Source organism: Chitinophaga oryziterrae (assembly GCF_009758125.1).
Lineage (GTDB): Bacteria > Bacteroidota > Bacteroidia > Chitinophagales > Chitinophagaceae > Chitinophaga > Chitinophaga oryziterrae.
This window is the reverse complement of the sequence record NZ_WRXO01000002.1, coordinates 381,676-404,294: the sequence shown is the minus strand read 5'-3', so window position 1 is coordinate 404,294 and position 22,619 is coordinate 381,676. Positions and strand designations below refer to the sequence as shown.

Here is a 22,619-nt window from a genome sequence, read left to right as displayed (position 1 = left end):
TAAGCCAGATACAGATGCCTCAGCATGGTAATTATTTAGATGACATAGATGTAGAACCGCTATCAGTGTATGTTATGCATGAAAAGGCAGAGCGAAAATTCCCGATGCATTCCCATCATAAAGGTCAGCTGACATTTGTAGAGGGCGGTATCGCCTACTGCAACTTCCCCGACCGTTCACTGGTAATTCCGGCAAGGCATTACATCTGGATCCCCAGCCAGATGGAGCATTATATGGTAATCCGTCATTCCAGGTCTACCACTACCCGCAACCTCTATTTTTATAGCCAGGATGATGATAGTCACCCTTTTTACAATAAAATGGGTATCTACCCTGTCAATGACCTCCTGTTAAATATGATCACTTATTCCGCCAAATGGAAAGAGCATGTATTGCCTGGCGATGCGGGATTCCGTTTTTTAGCCTCATTAAAAGATATACTCCCGGATGTGAGTACGGCGGCTATACCCATAGGATTACCCACTACAAGGCATGAAAGGTTGTTACCTGTGTTGCAGTATCTGGCTGCTCATTTCGACCAGAACCTGACCCTGGAAAGTGTAAGCAGTCATTTCGGTATAAGTGAACGTACATTATCCCGGCTCTTTACCAATATCCTGGAAATGTCTTTTGTACAATACCTGAAAATGCTGCGGGTAGTAAAGGGGATAGAGATGATGTTGCAGACCAATCAGAACCTCAGCGAAATCGCCTACCAGACAGGCTACGGCAGCATAGCAGCATTCAGTAAAGTGTTTTACCAGCTTACCAACAAAAGACCTTCTGTTTTTCTTCAGGGAATACATTGATAATCAATCAATTGAAAGGTATTTCGGCGAGCCGTTTTATAAAGGTTACTTTTACATACCAGCCCGGATGTAAGCCTCACCAGCCAAGTATTAGTTAACCTGAAATATATGTCAGCGATTACGTATCTGTTGTCCCCTCTTTTGCAGCAACAAACTGCCATCTCGGTTAATCTGCCTGTACGGTATGACCATATCAAATTACCTTTTGCCAATACCTTAGTTACTTATAGCAGTGGCCCATGGGGAGTGATGATCAATCAGCAGGCAGATATTGCCGGCCATATCTACGAAGAGCAATATTTTGAACCAAAGTCGGATGTTGAAGTATTGTTCGTGGCGCCAAAGGCATTACTGGCCCTGCAATGTATGTTGCTCGGGAATGTTAAGACCAGTTGTGGTATTCATCTGAAAGAAGGGAAACTGTGTTTGCATTATATGCCTGGTGGAAGTAAATATGCTGTCACTTTACTGGCGGGTAAAAAGTACCTGTGTTTTTATATCATCCCTAAATTACACTTCCTTGAAGAGTTTACCGGCGACTATGCTCCGCTGCATGCATTTATCCAGGCCATTAATTTAAAGGACGTCCTACACCAGATGCTGCCCGTGAGACGTTTTAGTATAACAGCACACAGTGAGCTGTATAAGATGAAAAACTCTTTACTGAGGGGTAAAGCAGGCATTATTTATTACAGTAACAGGATCACCGATATTATCCTCTTATACCTGGAACAGCTGGATATGCCGGTATCCAGGGAAGTTTTCCTGGCAGATCTCTACGAAAAAGAAATTGATGCATTAATCGTAAGGATAGATACTTCTCCTGAAGAAATATTTCCCATCACCGAACTCGCCTTTAAAATAGGGATCAGTGAACACATTCTTGAAACTGCGTTTAAGCTGAAACGTGGTACTACCCTGTTGTTATATGTACAGCAACAACGTTTAAAAATGGCCAGATACCTACTGGGCCAGACAAATGACAGCGTATCCGGTATTGCTCTCACCGTAGGCTATGCAGATCAGTCTTACTTTTCAAAACTGTTCAAAAGAGAAACAGGCAGCACTCCCAGTGATTACAGAAAATCAATTTTAGTACAAAAGGGTATACGAAATATTTAAAATAAAACCTCATCGCCCTAATGTATTAATACTACTAGCCCGATCTTTATGATTTTAACTTTAATAATAAATAGTTGTTGGTTAAACCCGGCAACCAGACTAAATGTTAGATAAAAAGACAAGCATCCCAATGAATTTTCAACTGCCCGATTCATTGGCATTTGAGGCTGAAACAATTGACCACATCCCAATAAAGCACAGAAGACTACAACTTCCCTTTGCTGGCACGCGCACTATCTATACAACCGGAGCTGCCGGTACCTTTATTCATCAGCAGGTGGAAATTGGGGATCATTTGTATGCGGAACAATATTTTGAGCCAACGGCAGATACAGAGGTTTATATATCTGCGACTGAACCCATGCTGGTATTATATGGGATTTTATCAGGTAACATGCATTTAAAATACCCGGATGGGAGAATGTTTCCCCAATCGAAAAAACGGGCGCTACATTACTTCCCCGCAGGCTTTTCTTATACTGTCGCCACGCTGGCCGGGCAAAAATACCACTCCATCTATGTGATACCTTCTGTTCAGTTACTGACGGAGCTAGCGGTCAGCTATCCGCAATTAGCAACACTTTTATCCCTTTTAAAGCGTAACAGCCCCTCTCACGATGTGCTTCCATACAGAAAATTCAATGGCGATGCCCGTAATGAACTGGATAAAATGAAAAACTGGGCCTTGTCCGGTCAGGCCAATCCTATCTATTATAATAGTCGTATCAGCGATTTTGTTATCAGTTACCTGGAAGACATTCAGCAGGAAAGTAAGACAGTATCAGCTATTACAAAGAAAATAGAAGACTTTATAGCGCAGGTAGAGCAACATCCGGAAAAACAGGTAAATGTAAATCAACAGGCCCAGCAAATAGGTTTGTCGCCCCGCGCCCTGGAAAATGCTTTTAAAGCCAGGAAAGGCACTACGGTGATCATGTATATACAACAAAAGCGGTTGGAAAAGGCTAAAGAGTTAATATCCGGTACTACTAATTCTATTGCAGAGATCTCTTTTGAGGTGGGTTATACAGACCATTCCTATTTCTCCAGGATTTTTAAACGGTCTACAGGCAAGACACCGAACGAGTACCGGAAAAATGGCCATTAGGACAAAAGAATCTTCTTTTCCAGGGAAAATAGTCAGCAATTGTCATCCTGTTTTAACAGTATACATGCGACCTTTAACGCAATATCGTGTTGTATGTACCCGGACCCACATTCCAATCCCATGTTACCTTTCACGGCAACAACAGAAATCCCGTTTTACTGGCAGCAATACCTATTGGCGAATGCTGAGTCGACATTATACACTGCACCCGCCTGCAGATTATTGATCCAGGAGATATATGTAGGAACACATGTCCTTTGGTATCTTGTGTTCAACATTAGCAGGGATGATCTGCTGATCAAATTAGTGTTACCCCCCGGGCTATTTCAGCTTTTATTATATAACGTACAGAACAACGGAGAGATTATGTTCCTGCATGAGGACCTTGGCCTGGGTATCAGCGAAAAGGATTATTGCTATCTGAGTGGTGGGTTTACTGACCGGGACCTTCGGGTGCTGATAAGCAAAGGTACTTACCAGACCGTAATGTTTCCATTCTCCCGTCAGCATCAAAGGTCAACCATTACCGGGATGAAAAGTGATGAAACCTTTGCCTTCATTGAAAGATCCCTGATGGCAATCGGCATTCCTCTCATTAACTAAGAGAATTTTATCTTATCCCATAGTTTATTACTCACCACCTGCTGAATCACCTGCTCCCTGTAATTCCTGCTGATAGGAATTCTATATGATTGTATGAAGATCTCATTCCCTTCTATCCCTTCTATCTTGTTGATAGAAACAACGTACGATTTATGTACACGGATAAACGATTTATTATCCAGGTTCTCTTCCATGTTTTTCAGATACAGCAGGGTGACGTATTTACCTTTTGTGGTGTAAATATTCACGTAGTTCTGCATACCTTCTACATACAGGATATCATCAAACTGAATCTTTTCATATTTACTGCCACATTTTATAAAACAGTAATCACTTGGTTTTGTGAGCAGATGATGATAATCTTTTGCCTTATTCACTGATTTCAGGAACCTGTCGAATGTGACAGGTTTTAAAAGATAGTCCAGCACATTTAACTGGAACCCTTCCAGTGCATAACTGGGGAAGGCAGTGGTGATGATTACCATGGGTGGGTCCTTCGTTATTTTCAGGAAGTCTATACCACTCATTTTCGGCATCTGGATGTCCAGGAAGATAAGATCTACCTGATGCTGGTCCAGCAATTTGATAAGCTCCACGGGGTTTTCACAGGTACCCACGAGGTGTAGGAAATCCACCTCTTTTACATAACTGGCGATGCCTTCGCGTGCCAGCGGTTCATCATCTATGATCACGCAGTTTATCATACATATTGCAATTGTAAATTCACTTCAAAACTGGTTGTGTTGTTTTGTATATCCAGGCTGTATTGCCCGGGGTAGATCAGGTCTAATCTTCTCTGTACATTTTTCAGTCCTATACCGCCATAATGTACGACATCCGTAACTTTATCCGATGTACTGTTTGAAACAGAGAAGTGTAATTTATCATCGACATGTAATGCTATCCTGATCCAGTTCAGTTGATCCGTATGCTTCGAAACATGTTTAAAAGCGTTCTCTACAAAGGTCATTAAAATAAAGGGAGCGATGGTCAGATTATTCTCTTTATCTACGTCAAAGGTAACTTCTACGTTATCATTCTGCCTTAACTTTTCCAGGTCGATAATATTCTCCAGGTAAGCAACTTCCTGACTTAAAGGGATCTGTGTATCGTTACATTCATATAACTGGTGCCTTAGTAATTCAGAGAATTTAGCAAGGGACGCAGAGGCTTTATCCGGATTTTTATGAATAAGAAAAAAGATGGAATTAATTGTATTGAACAGAAAATGCGGATTAAACTGATATTTTAAAAAGTTCAGTTCTGTTTCCAGTTTTTCCTTTTCCAGCAACTGTTGTCTTCTTTGTGTCTGTAACCAGTTCTTTGCCAGTTTAATACTCATGGCAAGGGTCATACTGGCCACGGTGGAAGATAAAGGGCTTCCTATCAATAAATGATAGAAGCTACAGGAATCCTTGCCATATAGTTGTTCCAGGCTTTTCCCCGATAAATATGCGCCCAGGCAATAGCCGGATACAATAATAGAGGCCGTACAAAATATGGTTAACAGCAGGTAAATAATATATAAGGTAAACCTGCTTTTTTCCAGATATTTTGGTATCAGGAAATAGAGGTTAAAATAGACGGCCAGCGTTTCGAAAATGACATAAAAAGAGAACTTTACGGCGAATGGAGAAAAGATTATCGCCCGGGCAGCTTCGACCGGATCGCTAATCGTAATTGCCCACCAGAGATAATTGTACAGGAACCAGAATGGTATGTGGTACAATCTATATTTGTAGAACCAATGTGTTGGTTTCATGTATTGAAGATAAATAAATCTATTTGAACCTACGCTGACAATTGACCAAATGCATGTGTGGATATATGAATGGCGTATATGTATTTCATCAATTATATCCTGCTGATGGTCATGTTGTTTTTTTGTTCTGCATCTCCCTTTCTTTCTTTGTTTTATGAAACTCCTGCTATACTTATTATTCTCCGGACAATTGACTACCAGTGGTGGTCAGCCTATCCCTTTTGCGAATGTGATCCTGTTACAGGATACCGTGCTGGTGAAAGTTAGTTTAACGGATGAGAAAGGGTTCTATCGTATTGACAATGTCCCTCCCGGGAAATATACCCTTCGCTTCAGCAGTGTAGGTTACCAGACGGCGGAGATAGCAGCGGATACTGGTTTTCATGTGCAGGTAATGAATAATAAATCGTTGGGAGAAGTAGTGATACGGGGGGAGAAACCTTTATTTCGGCAGCAGCCTTCGGGGCTTGTGGTGAATGTAGGGAATAGTCTGCTGACAAAAGGCAGTACTGCCCTGGCTGTTCTCGAACGTTCCCCGGGAGTGCTGATAGACCAGCATAACAATGGCATTACGCTGAATGGTAAAAGCGGGGTGACGGTGATGCTGAACGGGAAAGTGCAACGTATGTCCATGGCCCAGTTGTTTACGATGTTAAACAGTATGTCTGCGGACAATATTGAGAAGATAGAACTGATGACCACTCCTTCTTCAAAATATGATGCAGAAGGGAGTGCGGGGATCATCAATATTGTACTGAAGAAAAACAGGCAGGCCTCTTATGCGCTCACTGCCGGTTATGGAAAAGGTGAGAAAGCGGCTGGTAATATCAACCTCTCTCATAACAACCTGTATGGGGCTTATTCCTTCTCTCACGATCGTACCTACGGGAGTTTCACAGGTAAGGGTACGGAGATCATAGAGGGGCTTGGAGGCCCTATTGCTTTCGACTTTTACAGTGAAACGAAACGGGTGGATAATGCCCAGAATATAATGGTTGGATTTGATGGGGTTTCTTTTGGTGGCAGTGTGAATTATAGTACAAGCCGTTCGACAGCTAATACCAGTAATCATGGGAAATACGTCTCTGATTCTTTGTTACTGGTGGATGCATATATTAAAGAGACAAACCGATGGCGGAATCTCTCTGTTGCAGCATATGGGGAGTGGAAGCATTTCCATCTTGATGTTGATTATCTCTATTATAACAATTACTATCCCACTACTGTTCAAAACGAATTCCCTTCCAGGAGTAGTCGTGATACCGGTTATCAGTTTGCTGCGCTGCAAAAGGGGCTGGCGAATACGACTATACAGGTGGGGGTGGTTAAAGTGGATTATAACAAGCAGCTCAGTACTTCTTTGAAATTAGAGGCTGGTCTGAAAGGGACTTATACCCACAACAGGAGTCTTTCAGGGATACAGAGTTTTGTAGATGATCATTGGGTTGACAGGTCGGGGACGACGAATGATATTCTGATGCAGGAGGGTATTGCGGCTGCTTATACCTCTTTTGACTATCACATTAATCCGGCTACATCTTTAGTGTTGGGAGCCCGTTACGAGTATTCACATGTTTATGACCGTGACTACCGGCAATTATTTCCCAGTCTGTTCCTTTCACATAAAGGCTGGCAGTTTTCTTATACAAAGAGGATCAGTCGTCCGACATACAATGATCTTGCTTCTTATGTTACTTATAACGATCCGTTGTCTGTGTTTACGGGTAATCCTTTGTTAAAGCCTACCATCACTCATAATCTCAAGATCGGTTACAGTTATTTTTCTCTGCTTTACAGTAGTGATAATAATCCTATTGTCGGATATCAGCTGGCTACCGGTCCGGAGAAGAACCTGGTATATATTTCCCCTCAGAATCTCAGGTGGCAGCATACTTTAAGCTTCCAGGCAAACTTACCGTTTAAGGTTTTTAGCTGGTGGGAGATGAGCTATAATCTTATTGGTTCATTGCGCCAGTTTAAAGCAGATTATACGGTCTTACCTGTCGTAAAGACCTATCTCTCCTACTCCCTTAATTTCAGTGAATCTTTTAAGCTCCCTGCACAATTCTCTCTGGAGCTTTCCGGGGTGTATAATTCCCCTTCTTATTATGGCACTTTGCAGGTAGATCCTTCCGGTGTGTTTAACGTCGGTATCAGGAAAAACAACTTCACTTTATCTGTTGCTGATCTGTTACGAACAGACCGTATCAGTAATTATCTGGGCACTATCTCCAAAGAAGCGTTTGATACAAAGTATCATGTACTTGTACATCCGGAGTCTACGTACTTCCCTATTATCAAATTAACCTATTCCAGGTCTTTTGGGGGTGTGAAGAAGGAAAGGAAGGATGGCGCGAAGGATGAAAGGGACAGAGTGAGGGGGTAAAAGATTGCTTTATATAATCTTTGTACCGGAGTCCTGGCGGAGGTTGGAAATAAACTTTTTCACTGTTTTATCCGGTAATAGCGATAATACAGATGTTTGAATAGCATGAGGCCAGTAAGGATAAACACTTTTCTTACCACAGCCTATTACAGACAACACATGTTTAGCATAGGTAGCGCTATCGGGTCTCATAAAGGTTACCGGTTGCTGATTGGAAGCGGTGTGTACACTTCCGGTAATTAATGAGATGGTTTCAACATTATCCAGCTCTACAGAGAGTGATTTTGAGAATGCATTATTATATGCTTTGGTAGCAGCATACACAGAGAGATAAGGTGGAGGGTATAATCCTGCGTAAGAAGATACATTCAGTATTAAAGCCGGCCTGGAAAGATGTGGTAATAAGTCCTGCGTAAGATGTGTAGGGAATAGTACATTCAGGTTTATTGTCGCATCTATCTCAGTATTTTCCAGTGCTGCAACAGGTCCTGTGCCAACGTTGTTCACCAGTACAGCAACCGGATAATCTACCTGTAATCGCCCGGGCTTACTTCCATCATGTAATATATCTGCTACTTTTATCTCAGGGTACAAATTTTTTATCTCTTCCTTTACTATTGCCAGTTTCTCCTTATTCCTTCCGTGTAAAATGATATTGAACCCCTTACCTGCCAGCTCCATTGCAATAGCTTTCCCAATACCATCTGTAGATCCTGTTATCAATGCATAGGTATCTTTCCCTAGATATTTTTTGATAGATGAAGGACGTAAATAGATCCAGATAAAATCTAAAATCTTATAAATGATAAATGCCAGTATGATGATTCTCATGTTGCAAAGCAACGATATCTTCTAAGTGCAGGCAATGCATCAAAAGAGGTATGACATGGACTATTCGCGGTATTTTGCCCTGAATTGAACAGGAGAAATTCCTGCTACTTTACTGAAGAGGCGGGAGAAATAAGTGGAATCTTCATATCCCAGTGTATTCGCAATCTCTTTCACAGAATTATCTGTGTAATATAAAATACGTTTTGCTTCCATTATAATTTCCTGTTGTATCCAATAGGTAACAGAGAATCCGGTTGTTGACTTCACTGCTTCGTTCAGATAAGCAGTGGAAATATTTAAGCTGGAAGCGTAATCTGCCGGACTTGAGTTAAATTTCACCAGTAGCGATTTAAAATGACGGGTAATAACATGAGCGCGGGAATGATCCTGATGACTAGGTCCATACGCCTGTGCAAACATGCCCAAACAGGCATCTGTCAATGAACGCACTACCTGCCTGGGCATCTTCTCTTTAATATCATATAACAGGGATATACTTCTTTTTAAAATGCCCGCTTCAGCTATTGCAGCAGGCTTATTAGGTTGAAATACGGGGCTCACCAGTTCACTGTCTATCGCTATAAACCACGCCACGGTATCTGTTGCAGAGATACCCTGATGTACTTGTCCGGGTAAGATACAAAGTACCGCACAACCGTCGATGGTCAGTTCATTAAAATCTACCATCACCTTACTATGTCCTTCTTCCTGGAAGATAAAGATATAATGATCATCACGATGAGCAGGTTTTACGGGTACTTCAGCCTTCTCAAACCGTTCAATTACAAGACCTTCCATCATATCCAAAGAGAATACCGGTATCTGCTTCATTGTTAAAACTTTTAACATTTTTGATTCTATATTATATATATCTTGCAAAGGGCGACCCCAACAATTTAAATTAATATATGAATATCTGCAAGAAGACGGTGATTAGCATCACATTTTTATTTTCGGGTTTTATAGCGAGCGCACAAGTACCTAACTGGCAAAACATGGATCTTCAGAAAGATTCGGTCTTTGGTATCAGCGTAGAGAAAGCCTACACGGAGTTACTAAAAGATAAAAAAGCAAAACCTGTAGTTGTAGCAATTATCGACAGTGGCATTGACACTGCGCATGAAGATCTGAAAAATGTTCTCTGGGTAAATCTCAAAGAAAAAAGAGGTAATGGTAAAGATGATGATAAGAACCATTACATAGATGATATTAACGGATGGAGTTTCATCGGTTCTGCTAAAGGCAATGTAAATTATGACAACCTGGAGCTTACCCGTCTCATCCGTCAGCAAAAAACGAAATTTGATACATCTAAAGATACTACAGGGTTATATGCCTATTCACAGATGCGCGTGAAATTCGATGAGCAATTACAGGAAGCCCAGCAAACATTAACAGGCATCGGCCGTTTTATGCAGATCCTGGATTCCATGCTGGTGCATATGAAGAATCCGAACCCTACCGCCGCAGATGTAGATGCGTATGCGACGAATGATCCTGCAGAACAGCAGGTGAAACAGGTGATCGGACAACAGCTCCCCCGTTACCCCGACTTTAAAACATTTAAAGAAAAGGAACTGGATGGTGCTGTCGATCATTTCAAAGAGCAGGTGGACTATCAGTTAAACCTGGATTTTGATCCACGTGCTATTGTAGGTGACAACTACGGCAATCCTGAAGAGCACTATTATGGTAGCAGTGATGTTACGGGCCCTGGTGCAGACCATGGTACGCACGTAGCGGGAATCATCGGCGCCGCCCGTAATAACAATATCGGTATCAACGGTATTGCGGATGATGTGCTGCTGATGTCGGTAAGAGCTGTTCCCAACGGTGATGAACGTGATAAAGACATTGCCAATGCGATCCGCTATGCAGCCGATAACGGCGCCAAAGTGGTAAACATGAGCTTCGGTAAACCTTACTCTCCCAATAAGAAAGTGGTAGACGAAGCGGTACAATACGCGATGTCTAAAGACGTGCTGCTGATCCATGCGGCGGGCAATGACGGCGCTAATCTGGACAGTGCAGTATTCTACCCCAACCGCGTATATGCCGGCGGTAAAGGCACTGCAAATGCCTGGATAGAGGTAGGCGCTTCCGGTCCGGGTGATGACGAGTCCCTGGTAGCCCCTTTTTCCAATTATAGCAAGACCGGCGTAGACGTATTTGCGCCTGGTGTGGCCATCTATTCCAGCACCCCTGGTTCCCATTACGACTACCACGATGGTACCAGTATGGCCGCCCCAGTTGTGACAGGCTTAGCCGCGCTGATCCGCTCTTATTATCCTAAACTGAGTGCAGTACAGGTAAAAGATATCATCCTTAAGTCAGTATCAAAAGTAACTCACCCCGTAACGATTTATATAAACGGAGAGCCTAAAATGGTACAGATGACAGATGTTTGTAATACAGGGGGCGTGGTGAACGCATATAATGCGTTGAAACTAGCAGCTACCTATTAAAAAGATTTTTTCTGATTAGTGATAAATATGCTATTTTAGCTTCTCAATTACTTCTCTCACAAAAAGTAGCTCCGTCAAAAGAGCTACTTTCTTGTTTTAGGCCAGTTCTTACCTTTTTTTAGATATTTTTTTGCTTTTTCGGTTTAATGTTATAATTTTGCCGTCCCGAACAAATGATATACTGCCTGATAGTATAACGGTAGTACGACAGACTCTGACTCTGTTTGTCTTGGTTCGAATCCAGGTCAGGCAACAAAAGCCGAAATCCTTTATAATAAAGGGTTTCGGCTTAATTTTTGTGCATACTTTATCTGATAGTTTTTGAAAAGTTAACATCAAAAGTTAACACTATGGATAAGCTGCCTAATGAGTGTAAATGCTCTAAGATTGCGGTACATCCTGAAGATTGGGATCAACCAGGAGCCTCCGCTAAAGAGATTTGGTATATCCACTATCGCTTTTATGACCCGATTTTTGAAATTAGCTTTCCTAAGGGGAAAATCTGTATCTATAAAAAGGGGCTTAATAAGGTTAAAACAGTCAAAGAAAAACGATTACTTGTACGAAAGGCCCTACAAGAATTAACCTCCAAGCTTCAACAGGGCTATAATCCAATAACCAAAATTACCATCCCGCCTCCAGGAGAAGAGATCATTTTACCTTTCGATACCACCTCACGATACCTTCCTATCCATAATGATTCTAAAATGCGATCTATTTCAATAAATATTGATCAGAATCATATGAATGTTGCCAAATTGTTAGCTAAGGAGATAGAGAAGAAAGAATTAATGCCCTTAACTGATAATGCTTCGGTAATAAATATTACACTGTTATTTCCGAATACTGCATTTATTAGTGCTTTATGGGGTGCCTATAAGAAAATGCAAGGTGTTAGAGGATATCTGACAGATGTACGAGCAGCTATCAGGAATATTACTATTGCAGCCTATTTTTTAGATTTTTTGAAAATACCCATCTGGAATATTCGCAGGAGACATATCAAACTTTGCCTTGAACTATGCGGAAAACTGAATCCCAAATGGAGTAATGAGCGGCATAATAAATACAGGGCCTACTTACTAGCCATCTTTAAACAGCTTTTAGCGGAAGACGCAGTAGACACAAATGTTGTTCAGGACATTTTAATTCTAAAAAAAACAAGAAGACTACGAAAGATTTTATCTGAGGAAGAAAGGGATAAGATCAATGCCTACTTGTTAGAAAGGAACTACTACTTCTGGCGTTTTGTGACTATCTTTTTTTCATCTGGATGCAGGGAAACAGAAATGATGAGGCTTCAGCCAAGTGATGTCAATATCGAACGCAGGGAATATACCACATGGGTATTAAAAGGAAGAGAACATAGACAAGTGCTGAGACCAATATCGCAAAATGCAATTCTATTGTGGAAAGAGATTATTGAAGACTGCAAGCAAATAACTTATAATAAGAGAGAGCATATTAAGCTAGAAAATGTATTCCTGTTTTCAAAGCTGCTTAAACCGGGTCTGACTGCCATACGTCCTGATCAACTAGGTAGAAGGTGGAAAAAATATGTTAAAGATGAGTTACAAATAAATGTTGATTTTTATTCACTTAAGCATTTATATTCAGATTTACTTTCTGAGCAATTTGGATTACAATACGCACAGCGACAGAATGCGCATGATCAATTAAGTACTACGAAATTATATGCGGTTAATGAAGAGCTGAGACTATTGGAGAAATTGAAAGGGATTGATATCTATTTTGCATCATCTAATAATAAACCAGATTAGTAAAAATGAAGCTCTCCCCTCTCCAGGAGAGGGAAATTCATAATTGATATAATTACTATAGACACGGAATAGTTGGGGAAGCCTGGCTTTGTTGTCTTGATCTTAATCCAGAAGCCTTTAAAGACATTGAATGGTACGTTCAATATCGGTTCTTGGATCCCATGTCCCTTCATTGATGTTAAGGCCAGTTTACATCTTTACGTGGAAGGAAGAAACCCTTTATGCAATTAGGATTTCTAATACAAATCTGAACATGCGTTTTCTCATGAAAACCGGCACCATCATATAATGACGCACCTTCAATAAAAATTCCTCTAACCGAATCAAATGGTGGATCTCCAAGCTCTTTGACAACCTTATGTATATTTTCAATAACGGCACAATCCAGTTCTCTCAGTACTTTATCTTTGGAATCTTTTGCATTCTTATTAACAGGCAATTTATTCCCTTCTGATTCTGCCGATTGTTTTAAGCTATCATATGAAAGCTTAACCAGGTCTATCCATTTTTTATCAGTCAAATCAAGGCAATTCCCGAGACTAAAAATCGCTCCTAAAACAGCCGGTTTTATGATTTTTGTTTTGCCAGGTGGGTTTGTGGCAAAATCCAATGCCCTATCATAGTTATTTTGCCAAAAGTAAAATCCTGCACCTAACCAGTCATGACGATTTTGACTTGCTTTAAGCATCTTTCTACCAGCAACAACTGAGTTTCGAACTGAATGGTCGCAACCATGAAATCCTATAAGTAGTCCAGGATCTGCTGAATAGATTAAACTTGACGTGGACATTTAATTGGGGATTGGAGGAATTATTTGGTAGCCGTTTTTTTACGCATGGCTTTTTTGGCGGGTGCTACTTTAAGAGAATTTGTTGTTGGATTCACAACAATATGTCTTATTCCCAAATCGTCAATTAATTTAGTTGCTTCCTGAGGAGAAGCTGTTACTTTAGCCCTTTGCTGAACTAAAGCATCTTTTATTCGTTTGTATCCATGTAATGTCATACATCAAATTTACGATAATTCCTTTGTTTTCGGGATTAAATTGAATTCCAGCGCACTAATTGTTTATATCTAATTGATTTATAATACAATATAACGAAATCGGAAGAAACTATTTACATATGCCCAATTTGAATTCCACTGACATTGAAATTCTCAAAAGATAGATTCAATTGATAGTCAAGTAAAGGCCAAATATTCAGTGTGCTAGTGATAAAATTTATAGGAAATTATTCGTGTAACTAATATCTAATACATTGTCAATTCGGATCACTCTTTGCTCAAATTTATCAGGAGAAAAAATATTCATTAATCAGATCCGTGAACTCTTTAATGCAGAAAATCTTAAGGTTTTCGAAACACCTTATTTACACATATAATTTATTTATTGTATTATTCACTCCAGGAGAAGGATCTATGTATATGCGAATCAACAAATTAGTCCCTCTGACTCTGTTTGTCTTGGTTCGAATCCAGGTCAGGCAACAAGAAGCCCGCTCAATGAGCGGGCTTTATTATTTTTATATGATTTGTTGACCAATATGATAGCTGGTTAACATTAATAAAAAACCGGAAGCCGCAACGATGCGACTTCCGGCTTTTTAAACGTTTAAAAATTCTTAGCTACAGAATCCCAAATATATCCAGGAAGATGAAAAGCCTGGAAATTGACCAGAGTTAGTGGCGATGGCCTGATACAGGTTATTGTTGTAAACTACTCTCTGGCCCGGATAATAAGTGAAGCCATAAAAGAACGGGGGTACGCCGGTACAAATAGCAAATGGTTTAACTCCAATAGGATCTTTTGTGCCTGATGCGTTTACGTTAGTCAGGAAAAAGGAAAAACATAACAATAGCAAATAGCTCACTTTAGTTTTCATGGGATTTTTTTTTAGATGTATCCAAATTTATAATGAGCTACTGCTATCCCAACACAGTTGTTTTAAATTTAAATGTGTCCTGTATTTAGTACTTCTCGATAGAATCATTATCTGTTGAGATCTTGTAATCATCGTTGCTAATGCCCTTTATACCTTTGGACTTTTTGCCGGTAATTCAAAATACAATCGTGCAGCTGTACATGAACGAGAAGATATTGAAGTGCTGGAAATAACACTTGATAAAGCAATGGAGATGATTGATAATGGAGAGATCAAAGATGGCAAGTCCATTACGTTATTGCAGTATGCAAAGTTGAAGGCTTTAGTTTGATCCTATTACCTCTACATCTTCTATTATTACAACTGGTTTTGGCCATTTTTTACGCAGGTACCATATTAAGGCAGTAGTTATTATAAAACTGATAACAGCACTATACCAGGCAATACCTGAGTATTGTATTGGATCTTGCAGTAACACACCAATCTGATAAAGGTATAATAATACCATTGTTACTACACCGGCAATAAAATGGCCTAAAACAGCGAACCATAGATTCCCGGTCAGATAAACGATGATGCCTAATTGAAGACATAGTAGAAACTGCGATATAAATAAATATCCATCAAAAGAAGAAACACCGAAAATTACGGATGTAATGATAACGCCAATCCAGGGAAATCCGGGCATTAACTGTATAACCAGTTTCTGCAGTACTCCCTGAAAAAAGAACGCTTTCGTGAGTGTTGATGCTGTAGTAATCAATAAAATGTTTACGAGAAGAGAAGTAAAACCCGATGCTTTCGTTAATGCCTTCAACATATCCCTGTTCCTTTCATCCATCCTCCTGGATACTTCCGACAAGTTCCAGGTATGATTCCATTCGTTTAAAAAGCCCTGCATAGGTAATATTGCCAGCATAATAAGGACTATCAGTACCACAGCCTGCCATTTGAGAGACTTATCTACCTGTAACCACTCTATCGGTTTTGCAGATATCAGCATAGTGAATAACATCGCAGGAAGCATGTAAACAATGATAGGTTCAGTAACAGCGAATATTTTCAATATAATAAGCACCTTTGGAAGGGACATATCGGCATCCCGGAGATCGGTGACTTTATAACCGCTAACTATGGGAGTGATGATGCTATCAAAGATTACAGCGAGGATAGAAAAACTAATAAACAGGCCAATGAGGATCATTAGCTGTAAGAAAGGGGAATATTGCTTTAGGGATTTTGCCATATAGTAATAATCAGAGTATAGCCTATTGTAATATTATACATTTAAGTCGTTATTTAATGGACATAGGAAACAGCAATTGAAAATTCACCTAATCATGATAAGTTTTCAATTGCCAATACACCATTAACATCAGATTAACCAAACCCTTAACATCCTATTATTTATCACAAGAAAGACTATTAGTTATATTTAGAAGGGCGTATTAAATCTATGTTATAGGGTTGCAGTTTTGAGAAGTAAACTTTATGTTTGTACGACCAATCATTTATTTCAAAAAGAGTCAATATTTGTGAATGTCTCCAGATTATGGAAATGATGTTATTCTGCTGGAAAGGCTAAAGGCACATGATTTACAGGCCTTTAACTACCTATATAATAACAACAGGAAGTGGTTATACGTCCTCGCTTTGTCCATTGTAAAGGACGAATGCGAAGCGCAGGACCTTGTTCAGGATCTTTTCATAGATTTCTGGCAGCAATCCTTATATAAACAAGTCACAACATCTATTAAGGGCTATCTGTCTAACAGTATTAAAAACAGGGCATTCAATTTTATTCGTAATGAAGGTGTTCGTAAAAGAAGAGAAAATAATATCCCGCTACCTAAAGAATTCATCCTACCCACTTACCATCTCGAAAATGCCGAGCTGAAGAAAGAATTGACCGCCGCTATGGATGATCTCTCCCCGGCCGCCGCTAAAGTCTTCAATCTCGCTTACCTGGAACACAGAAGCTATCATGAAATAGCGGCAGACCTGGCCATCAGCCGCAATACGGTGATGAATCATATGGTCAAAGCGCTGAAAACTTTACGTACCAGGCTGAAAAAATGGGAATCCCTATAGTGCTATTCTATTAAAACCGTGTCTATAAGTCATAGTGATGAAACAGGATGATGATAAAATTGATTACTTATTGGCAGGTAAAATAGCCGGTAGCCTCGATAGCGCAGAGCTTATTGAGATAGATATACTTATTGCCGAAGATAATACCGTCCATGAGCGCTGGATTGCATTAAACAATGCGCTTCCCGCCAATGGTGTTAGTGAAATAGAATGGGCCGATCTCTCCACCATATTACAAAAGTCAAAAACCAACATACATTTTATCAAAAAGCTGGCAGCGGCCGCTGTTGTAACCGGCATTTGCGTAACAACCTGTTTGTACTTCTTACCAAATAAAAAAACAGTATCAATAGCTAAGAATACGATACAATTAACACTGTCCAACGGCCAGGTCATCGATCTCAGCAAGGAGAAAGGAGACGTAGCCACAGGAGACGCACAACTTAACAATACACAACATACCCTCACCTATACTGTCATAGGAAAAGAAAAAACAGGCATTAACAGCCTTACTGTACCTATAGGAAAGGATTACAAGATCACTTTAGAGGATGGTACGGAAGTATGGTTAAACTCCGCCAGCCAGCTGAGCTTCCCTTTCTCCTTTACTGGTAATACAAGGGAGATCAGTATCAATGGAGAGGCATACCTGAAGATTGCGAAAGACGAAAAGAAACCTTTCATCGTACACCTGCCACATAATAGCGTACAGGTATTGGGAACAGAGTTTAACGTCAACTCCTATGATTCGGGTATGGTAAAGGTGGCTTTGGTACAAGGCGCTGTAAACCTGATCAGCGGTAACAAAACAGTAGCTATACAACCAGGTATGGAAGCGATAGCAGATGCAGATGGAATAAACACCCAACAGTTTGATAAAAACCGCGTACTCGGTTGGAAAAAAGGGATCTATTACTTCTACGCTGCCGACCTGAAAGAGATATCAAAAGTATTGCCACGCTGGTTTGGTATAAATGTAAGTATTGACAACCCAGCTGTTATGAACAAAAAGTTCGCCGGTGGAGTAGACAGAAATCAGCCGATCTCCGTATTCATAGATAACCTGAAAATGGTAACGGACATCGACTGCTATTTCGATGAAAAAAATAATACATTACACTTCAAATAACTCACTCATTTTTATATGGTTCGCCCACTTTTCACGTTTGCCACCGCAATGGTGATGTCAGTCGCATGCCTTGCACAATCATCCAGACACGTCATACTCATCAGCATTGATGGCTTACGGCCCGAATTTTACCTGGATAGTCAATATCCCACCCCTAACCTCCAACACTTAAAAAATGGCGGCTTATACGCCCAAAAAATGAAAAGTGTGTTCCCCAGTTATACCTACCCTTCCCATGTGGCCATGCTCACAGGTGCCATGCCGGCAAGAAGCGGTATTTACTACAACGCACCCGTTGGCAGTACCGGTAACTGGAACTGGTTCCTGAAAGATATCAAAGCCCCTACCATATGGCAGGCACTCAAAGCAAAAGGACTCACCACCAGCGCTGTACAATGGCCGGTTAGCGTAGGAGAAGGGATCGACTACTCCATTCCGGAAATATGGGATGATAACCATGCAGAGGACAGGATCTCTGAATCCAGGAAATACGCGAGCAAAGGTCTTGTAGAAGAAATAGAACAGAATGCCACCGGCAAACTGAACGGAGAAAATATGAGCGAAGAATTCGTAAGCATGGATACCAACGCCGGCAGAATGGCCGCTTACATCTTCAAAACCTATAAACCTAACTTCCTGGCCTTGCACTTCGCCTGTGTAGATGGCGCCGAACATGGCGCAGGCCGGGAAGGGGAAGAAGTTAAACTCGCATTGGCCAATGCAGACAATGCCATTGGCGGTGTACTGGAAGCGGTAGAACGCTCCGGTTTAAAAGACAGTACTACCATACTCATCGTGGGAGATCATGGATTTATGGACATCCATGGTGTTCTAAGACCTAACATCTGGCTGAAACAAAACGACCTGCTGGAAGTAGCAAAATTCCAGCCTGCAGGAGGATCCGCTTTCCTTTACATTAAAAACAAAGCAGCACTCGATAAAGTGAAAAAGGTCCTGCAAAACCTGCCCTACAGCCAAAAAAAGTTGTTTAGTATATACGACAGGAACAAACTGGATGAAATGGGCGCAGATTCCAGCGCAGCACTGGCACTCGCAGCTGTTCCGGGTATTGTTTTCAGCGGAGCTTCTGTAAATAAAGAAGGCGTTTTACTAAAAGATGAATTAGGCGCAGCAAGTGGCGGTCACCATGGATATGATCCTAACTTTCCGGAAATGTATACAGGCTTTATCGGCTATGGAGCAAACATCAATAAAGGCACTGTTATCCCCATTATGGGAGTAGAAGACATCGCTCCTATCATTACAAAACTTTTAGGCGTAGATTTCAAAGCTCCCGATGGCATATTATTACCAGGCATCATAAAATAGTTATCCCCAAAAACCGCTACCCTTCATTCATTGTTGTTTCCCAAACAGTTAATCCGATGTTAAGGACTGAAAATAACTTTGCAGGCTGATCTAATCAACTTATATTCAGATATCAGCCAAAACAAATTTATGCTCTCCGGTTTCATAAAAACAAATCGCATATCTCTCATTATAGCAATAGCAGGCCTTGCATTACAATTTATCATCTTCAAATTATTCTATCCTTACGCGGATTTCTTCTCCGACTCCTATAGTTATCTGTATGCAGCTTATGCTAATCTGGATATTAATATATGGCCAATAGGATACTCTAAATTCCTGATGGTATTCCATAAAATAACGACCTCAGACACTGCGCTGGTAGCCTTTCAATACTTCTTCCTGGAATTTACAGCATTGATTTTCTATTACACCATCCTGTATTTCTATAAGCCGGCAAAAATCACCAGCATTATTCTCTTTATCTTCCTCTTCTTCAATCCACTGAATTTATATATCTGCAATTATGTAAACAGCGATCCGCTCTTTGCAGCATTGAGTTTATTGTGGATTACACAACTGATATGGATTGTACAACGACCACGACTATACCAAATATTTACCCACGCGGTTTTATTATACGCCTGTTTCACTGTGCGTAATAATGCCATGTATTATCCTTTTATTTCTGCGCTGGCATTTCTTATTTCCACACAACGCATCTGGGTAAAAGCAACCGGAATTATACTGGGAACTGCATTAGTGCTGATATTTATCAATGACCAACGTAACGCCGCTTACAAACTAACCGGTAAACATCAGTTTTCATTATTCACCGGTTGGCAGTTGGCCAATAATGCGCTGTACATGTATAAACAGATAAATGTTGATAGTACGCAATTACCTTCGGAAGCATCCAGAGAGGTAGACCATATCACAAAACAATTCTTTAGAAACACCCCTCCTGATATGCAGGAAATATTATCAGAGTATGTGGCTAATTTCTTCATCCGTCAGTCAGAAGCACCGTTAAAGCAATACTACAAACAGCATTTCAAACCCGCAGACAGATATAATGTAATAGCCGATTGGGGAAGGGCCTCTATCATATTTGAAGAATATGGCAGTTACCTGATCAGGCACAATCCATGGGCATTTGCCAGGTATTATATGCTAACCAATGCAAAAAACTATTGCCTGCCACCACTGGAAAAACTGGAAGTATATAACCTGGGAAAAGAGACCGTAGATCCTATAGCGCAGTATTGGTTCAATTATAAAAGCAGAAAAGTAACCGCCGTCTCTGCTACCATCCAGCATAAAATACTATTTCCTTTCACACCACTCTTTTTCGTCATGAATATCTTATTTGTCATCTGTATGATTGCAAGAAAATTTAATACGGATAAAACATTAATATTGATCACCGCTTTTCTCTCCATCAATTTCGCCTTCAGCGTTTTTGCTACAATAAACGTACTCCGCTACCAATTCTTCCCCATGATCATATGTTTTACGTTCACCCTGTTATTAATAGAATGGATGGATAAAAAAGCTGCCATCAAATAGCTTTTTTGTTTATATGCTGAAAAACCATTTTCTTTGTGTCAGATTAACACAAAGTAAAATGAACAGAAATGCCAGGGTGGAAATCGCCCAACAAACTTTAGATATAATGGCCGCAGGCCATTATATCAATCGACGAAATAAACCCGTCGATATCAGCACAGACCTTGCCTATGCAGTGGAAAACACGGTCCACTACACACCGGAAGACTTTGAAAATAAACAGTTTGCACGTTTAGATACACAGCTCAATAACGAAATCTGTAAGATAGAAGTTACCCCGGAAAGTACTTTCGCTGCGACCAGGAGACTCATTGTAGAAGAAGGTCAGGAAAATGTATGCTGCCTCAACTTCGCTTCCGCGAAAAACCCAGGAGGAGGATTTATCAAAGGCGCTCATTCCCAGGAAGAAACCCTGTCAAGGGCCAGTGGGTTATATGCTTGTCAGGTTAATAAAATGGAGATGTACCAGATAAACAGGTTACATGATTCATGCCTCTATACGGATCATATGCTCTACTCCCCGCTAGTGCCGGTATTCAGAGATGATAATGATCAACTGCTGGATGAACATTACTGTGTATCCATTATTACATCCCCTGCCGTAAACGCCGGAGCTGTTAAAATGAATGAACCGGAGAAAGTAGATCACATCCCAACTGTCATGTTCAACAGGATAGAAAAACTGTTGTTACTGGCTGTTGCACAACAACAAAGCACACTGGTACTGGGTGCGTGGGGCTGTGGTGTATTCAGAAATGATACCAGGGAGGTAGCCAGATGGTTTGCGCAACACCTGCAGCGCGAATTATTCAGTAAAGCATTCAAACGCGTGGTATTCGCTATCTATTCTCCTTCAGACAAACAGGAGACACTGAATATCTTTAAACAACAATTTGCTTCAATGTCTGATAATAATGCTCATACTGTTCAGGGGTAGATAAGAACAAAAGCGGTTCTATTAATTCCAGCTCCATCAATAAGAACCGCCCTTCTTTTACCACTCCATCTACCCTCGCATATAAGCACCCTTTAGCATACCGCTCTACAAAGCTCAATGCTGTTGCTAAATAAGCAGCAGGAGGCGTCTGTGGTTCTGCACTTCCGCCGAACTGTTTCTGCACCCTGAACTCACCGGCTACAGGTCTCTTCAGCAAACAATGACTGAAAACACCATTGAAAAAGAGGAAAGACCACTCTCCTTCCAGTATCTCCGGCATAAAAGGCTGCACCATGAACGCTTCATCGAACACTAACGCAGGCAGTTTACCTGGCGTCACCACAAAGGTATTCTTAGATCCACCACTGATACATGGTTTCACGATCAGCTTATTTGTATTAAAATTACTGAAATAGGCAGGCCATAAAGGCTGCGCTCCCTTCTCAATATATATAGCAGGAATCACCGGTAAATCAGCGTCCATCATCTCGCGGATATAATGTTTATCACTATTCCATCTGACAATATCATAAGGATTCAATAAACGTATCTGCAAACTTTCCAGTGTAGAAAGCCAGTCATAAAATGCGTCTATATTATCTATATAATCCCAGGGGGATTTTAAAATAACAAGCTGGTATTGTTCCCAGTTCACGGAAGCATCTGTCCATACCTCCCGATGAATATCCAAACCCTTTTGTTGCAGGAAATTCAACAATAAAGAATCCTCATCGGATAAACCCTGCAACAACTGTCCTTCATAACAGATATAAGCGATTTTCATGTAACTTTCGTTTTCTTACAATTCCACGGATACGGTTAACCCTAATTTTGA

The 22,619-nt window shown here is 40.6% G+C and carries 21 protein-coding genes and 1 tRNA gene; 13 read left to right on the top strand and 9 right to left on the bottom strand.

Annotation, left to right across the window (positions count from 1 at the left end; translation table 11 throughout):
- Positions 1-14: 14 nt before the first annotated feature.
- The 4 genes from GO495_RS09330 (at position 15) to GO495_RS09315 (ending at position 3,642) form a co-directional block, all read left to right on the top strand.
- Positions 15-809 carry an AraC family transcriptional regulator gene (locus tag GO495_RS09330; RefSeq protein WP_157299410.1) on the top strand — a complete coding sequence of 265 codons (795 nt, stop codon included), beginning with the start codon at positions 15-17 and terminating at the stop codon, positions 807-809.
- A gap of 108 nt (positions 810-917) precedes the next feature.
- The gene (locus GO495_RS09325) at positions 918-1,931 is read left to right on the top strand and encodes a helix-turn-helix transcriptional regulator (RefSeq protein ID WP_157299409.1); all 1,014 of its coding nucleotides are present in this window, start codon (positions 918-920) and stop codon (positions 1,929-1,931) included.
- Between the two features lie 130 nt (positions 1,932-2,061).
- Positions 2,062-3,039 (top strand): helix-turn-helix domain-containing protein, encoded by a 978-nt coding sequence (locus GO495_RS09320; protein WP_157299408.1) that lies wholly within the window; start codon positions 2,062-2,064, stop codon positions 3,037-3,039.
- Between the two features lie 93 nt (positions 3,040-3,132).
- Entirely contained in the window at positions 3,133-3,642 is a 510-nt protein-coding gene (locus GO495_RS09315; protein WP_157299407.1) for a hypothetical protein, read from the top strand.
- Here GO495_RS09315 and GO495_RS09310 read toward each other — a convergent pair.
- Positions 3,639-4,346: a LytR/AlgR family response regulator transcription factor gene (locus GO495_RS09310; protein ID WP_157299406.1), complete on the bottom strand. Its 708-nt coding sequence runs from the start codon at positions 4,344-4,346 to the stop codon at positions 3,639-3,641. The two genes, GO495_RS09315 and GO495_RS09310, sit on opposite strands and share 4 nt — an antisense overlap.
- On the bottom strand, positions 4,343-5,404 hold the full coding sequence (locus GO495_RS09305) for a sensor histidine kinase (protein WP_157299405.1): 1,062 nt from the start codon (positions 5,402-5,404) through the stop codon (positions 4,343-4,345). Before GO495_RS09305 ends, GO495_RS09310 begins: the two co-directional genes overlap by 4 nt.
- Positions 5,405-5,558: 154 nt before the next feature.
- Here GO495_RS09305 and GO495_RS09300 point away from each other — a divergent pair, with 154 nt between their 5' ends.
- Complete coding sequence (locus GO495_RS09300) at positions 5,559-7,790, top strand: TonB-dependent receptor domain-containing protein (RefSeq protein WP_157299404.1); 2,232 nt, start codon at positions 5,559-5,561, stop codon at positions 7,788-7,790.
- 9 nt (positions 7,791-7,799) lie between these two features.
- On the opposite strand, the gene GO495_RS09295 is transcribed toward GO495_RS09300, so the two are convergent.
- Together GO495_RS09295 and GO495_RS09290 are read right to left on the bottom strand one after the other, a co-directional pair.
- Entirely contained in the window at positions 7,800-8,621 is an 822-nt protein-coding gene (locus GO495_RS09295; protein ID WP_157299403.1) for an SDR family NAD(P)-dependent oxidoreductase, read from the bottom strand.
- Positions 8,622-8,681: 60 nt separating this feature from the next.
- Positions 8,682-9,452, bottom strand: coding sequence for a helix-turn-helix domain-containing protein (locus GO495_RS09290; RefSeq protein ID WP_157299402.1), 771 nt, complete (start codon positions 9,450-9,452; stop codon positions 8,682-8,684).
- Positions 9,453-9,616: 164 nt separating this feature from the next.
- Here GO495_RS09290 and GO495_RS09285 point away from each other — a divergent pair, with 164 nt between their 5' ends.
- The 3 genes from GO495_RS09285 to GO495_RS09275 all read left to right on the top strand — a co-directional run bounded on the left by GO495_RS09285 (position 9,617) and on the right by GO495_RS09275 (position 12,867).
- Positions 9,617-11,086, top strand: coding sequence for a S8 family peptidase (locus tag GO495_RS09285; RefSeq protein ID WP_205691232.1), 1,470 nt, complete (start codon positions 9,617-9,619; stop codon positions 11,084-11,086).
- A 182-nt stretch (positions 11,087-11,268) separates the two neighbouring features.
- Positions 11,269-11,339, top strand: a tRNA-Gln gene (locus GO495_RS09280).
- Positions 11,340-11,436: 97 nt separating this feature from the next.
- Positions 11,437-12,867: a tyrosine-type recombinase/integrase gene (locus tag GO495_RS09275; RefSeq protein WP_157299400.1), complete on the top strand. Its 1,431-nt coding sequence runs from the start codon at positions 11,437-11,439 to the stop codon at positions 12,865-12,867.
- A 178-nt stretch (positions 12,868-13,045) separates the two neighbouring features.
- Here GO495_RS09275 and GO495_RS09270 read toward each other — a convergent pair whose 3' ends face one another.
- The 4 genes from GO495_RS09270 to GO495_RS09255 all read right to left on the bottom strand — a co-directional run bounded on the left by GO495_RS09270 (position 13,046) and on the right by GO495_RS09255 (position 15,996).
- Entirely contained in the window at positions 13,046-13,657 is a 612-nt protein-coding gene (locus GO495_RS09270) for a hypothetical protein (protein ID WP_157299399.1), read from the bottom strand.
- A gap of 20 nt (positions 13,658-13,677) precedes the next feature.
- Positions 13,678-13,872, bottom strand: coding sequence for a hypothetical protein (locus tag GO495_RS09265; protein WP_157299398.1), 195 nt, complete (start codon positions 13,870-13,872; stop codon positions 13,678-13,680).
- Positions 13,873-14,489: 617 nt separating this feature from the next.
- On the bottom strand, positions 14,490-14,750 hold the full coding sequence (locus GO495_RS09260) for a hypothetical protein (RefSeq protein WP_157299397.1): 261 nt from the start codon (positions 14,748-14,750) through the stop codon (positions 14,490-14,492).
- A gap of 322 nt (positions 14,751-15,072) precedes the next feature.
- Positions 15,073-15,996, bottom strand: a complete 924-nt coding sequence (locus GO495_RS09255; protein WP_157299396.1) for a CPBP family intramembrane glutamic endopeptidase — start codon at positions 15,994-15,996, stop codon at positions 15,073-15,075.
- A 293-nt stretch (positions 15,997-16,289) separates the two neighbouring features.
- Between GO495_RS09255 and GO495_RS09250 the strand changes: the two genes are divergently transcribed.
- From GO495_RS09250 to GO495_RS09230, 5 genes are all read left to right on the top strand, one after another.
- Positions 16,290-16,841: an RNA polymerase sigma factor gene (locus GO495_RS09250; RefSeq protein WP_157299395.1), complete on the top strand. Its 552-nt coding sequence runs from the start codon at positions 16,290-16,292 to the stop codon at positions 16,839-16,841.
- A 37-nt stretch (positions 16,842-16,878) separates the two neighbouring features.
- Positions 16,879-17,970: a FecR family protein gene (locus tag GO495_RS09245; RefSeq protein WP_157299394.1), complete on the top strand. Its 1,092-nt coding sequence runs from the start codon at positions 16,879-16,881 to the stop codon at positions 17,968-17,970.
- A 15-nt stretch (positions 17,971-17,985) separates the two neighbouring features.
- Entirely contained in the window at positions 17,986-19,299 is a 1,314-nt protein-coding gene (locus tag GO495_RS09240; protein ID WP_157299393.1) for an alkaline phosphatase family protein, read from the top strand.
- A 129-nt stretch (positions 19,300-19,428) separates the two neighbouring features.
- Complete coding sequence (locus GO495_RS09235; protein ID WP_157299392.1) at positions 19,429-20,847, top strand: hypothetical protein; 1,419 nt, start codon at positions 19,429-19,431, stop codon at positions 20,845-20,847.
- A 58-nt stretch (positions 20,848-20,905) separates the two neighbouring features.
- Positions 20,906-21,784, top strand: coding sequence for a TIGR02452 family protein (locus GO495_RS09230; protein WP_157299391.1), 879 nt, complete (start codon positions 20,906-20,908; stop codon positions 21,782-21,784).
- Here the strand turns inward: GO495_RS09230 and GO495_RS09225 are convergent.
- Positions 21,729-22,568, bottom strand: coding sequence for an ATP-grasp domain-containing protein (locus tag GO495_RS09225; RefSeq protein WP_157299390.1), 840 nt, complete (start codon positions 22,566-22,568; stop codon positions 21,729-21,731). The two genes, GO495_RS09230 and GO495_RS09225, sit on opposite strands and share 56 nt — an antisense overlap.
- Positions 22,569-22,619 lie beyond the last annotated feature (51 nt).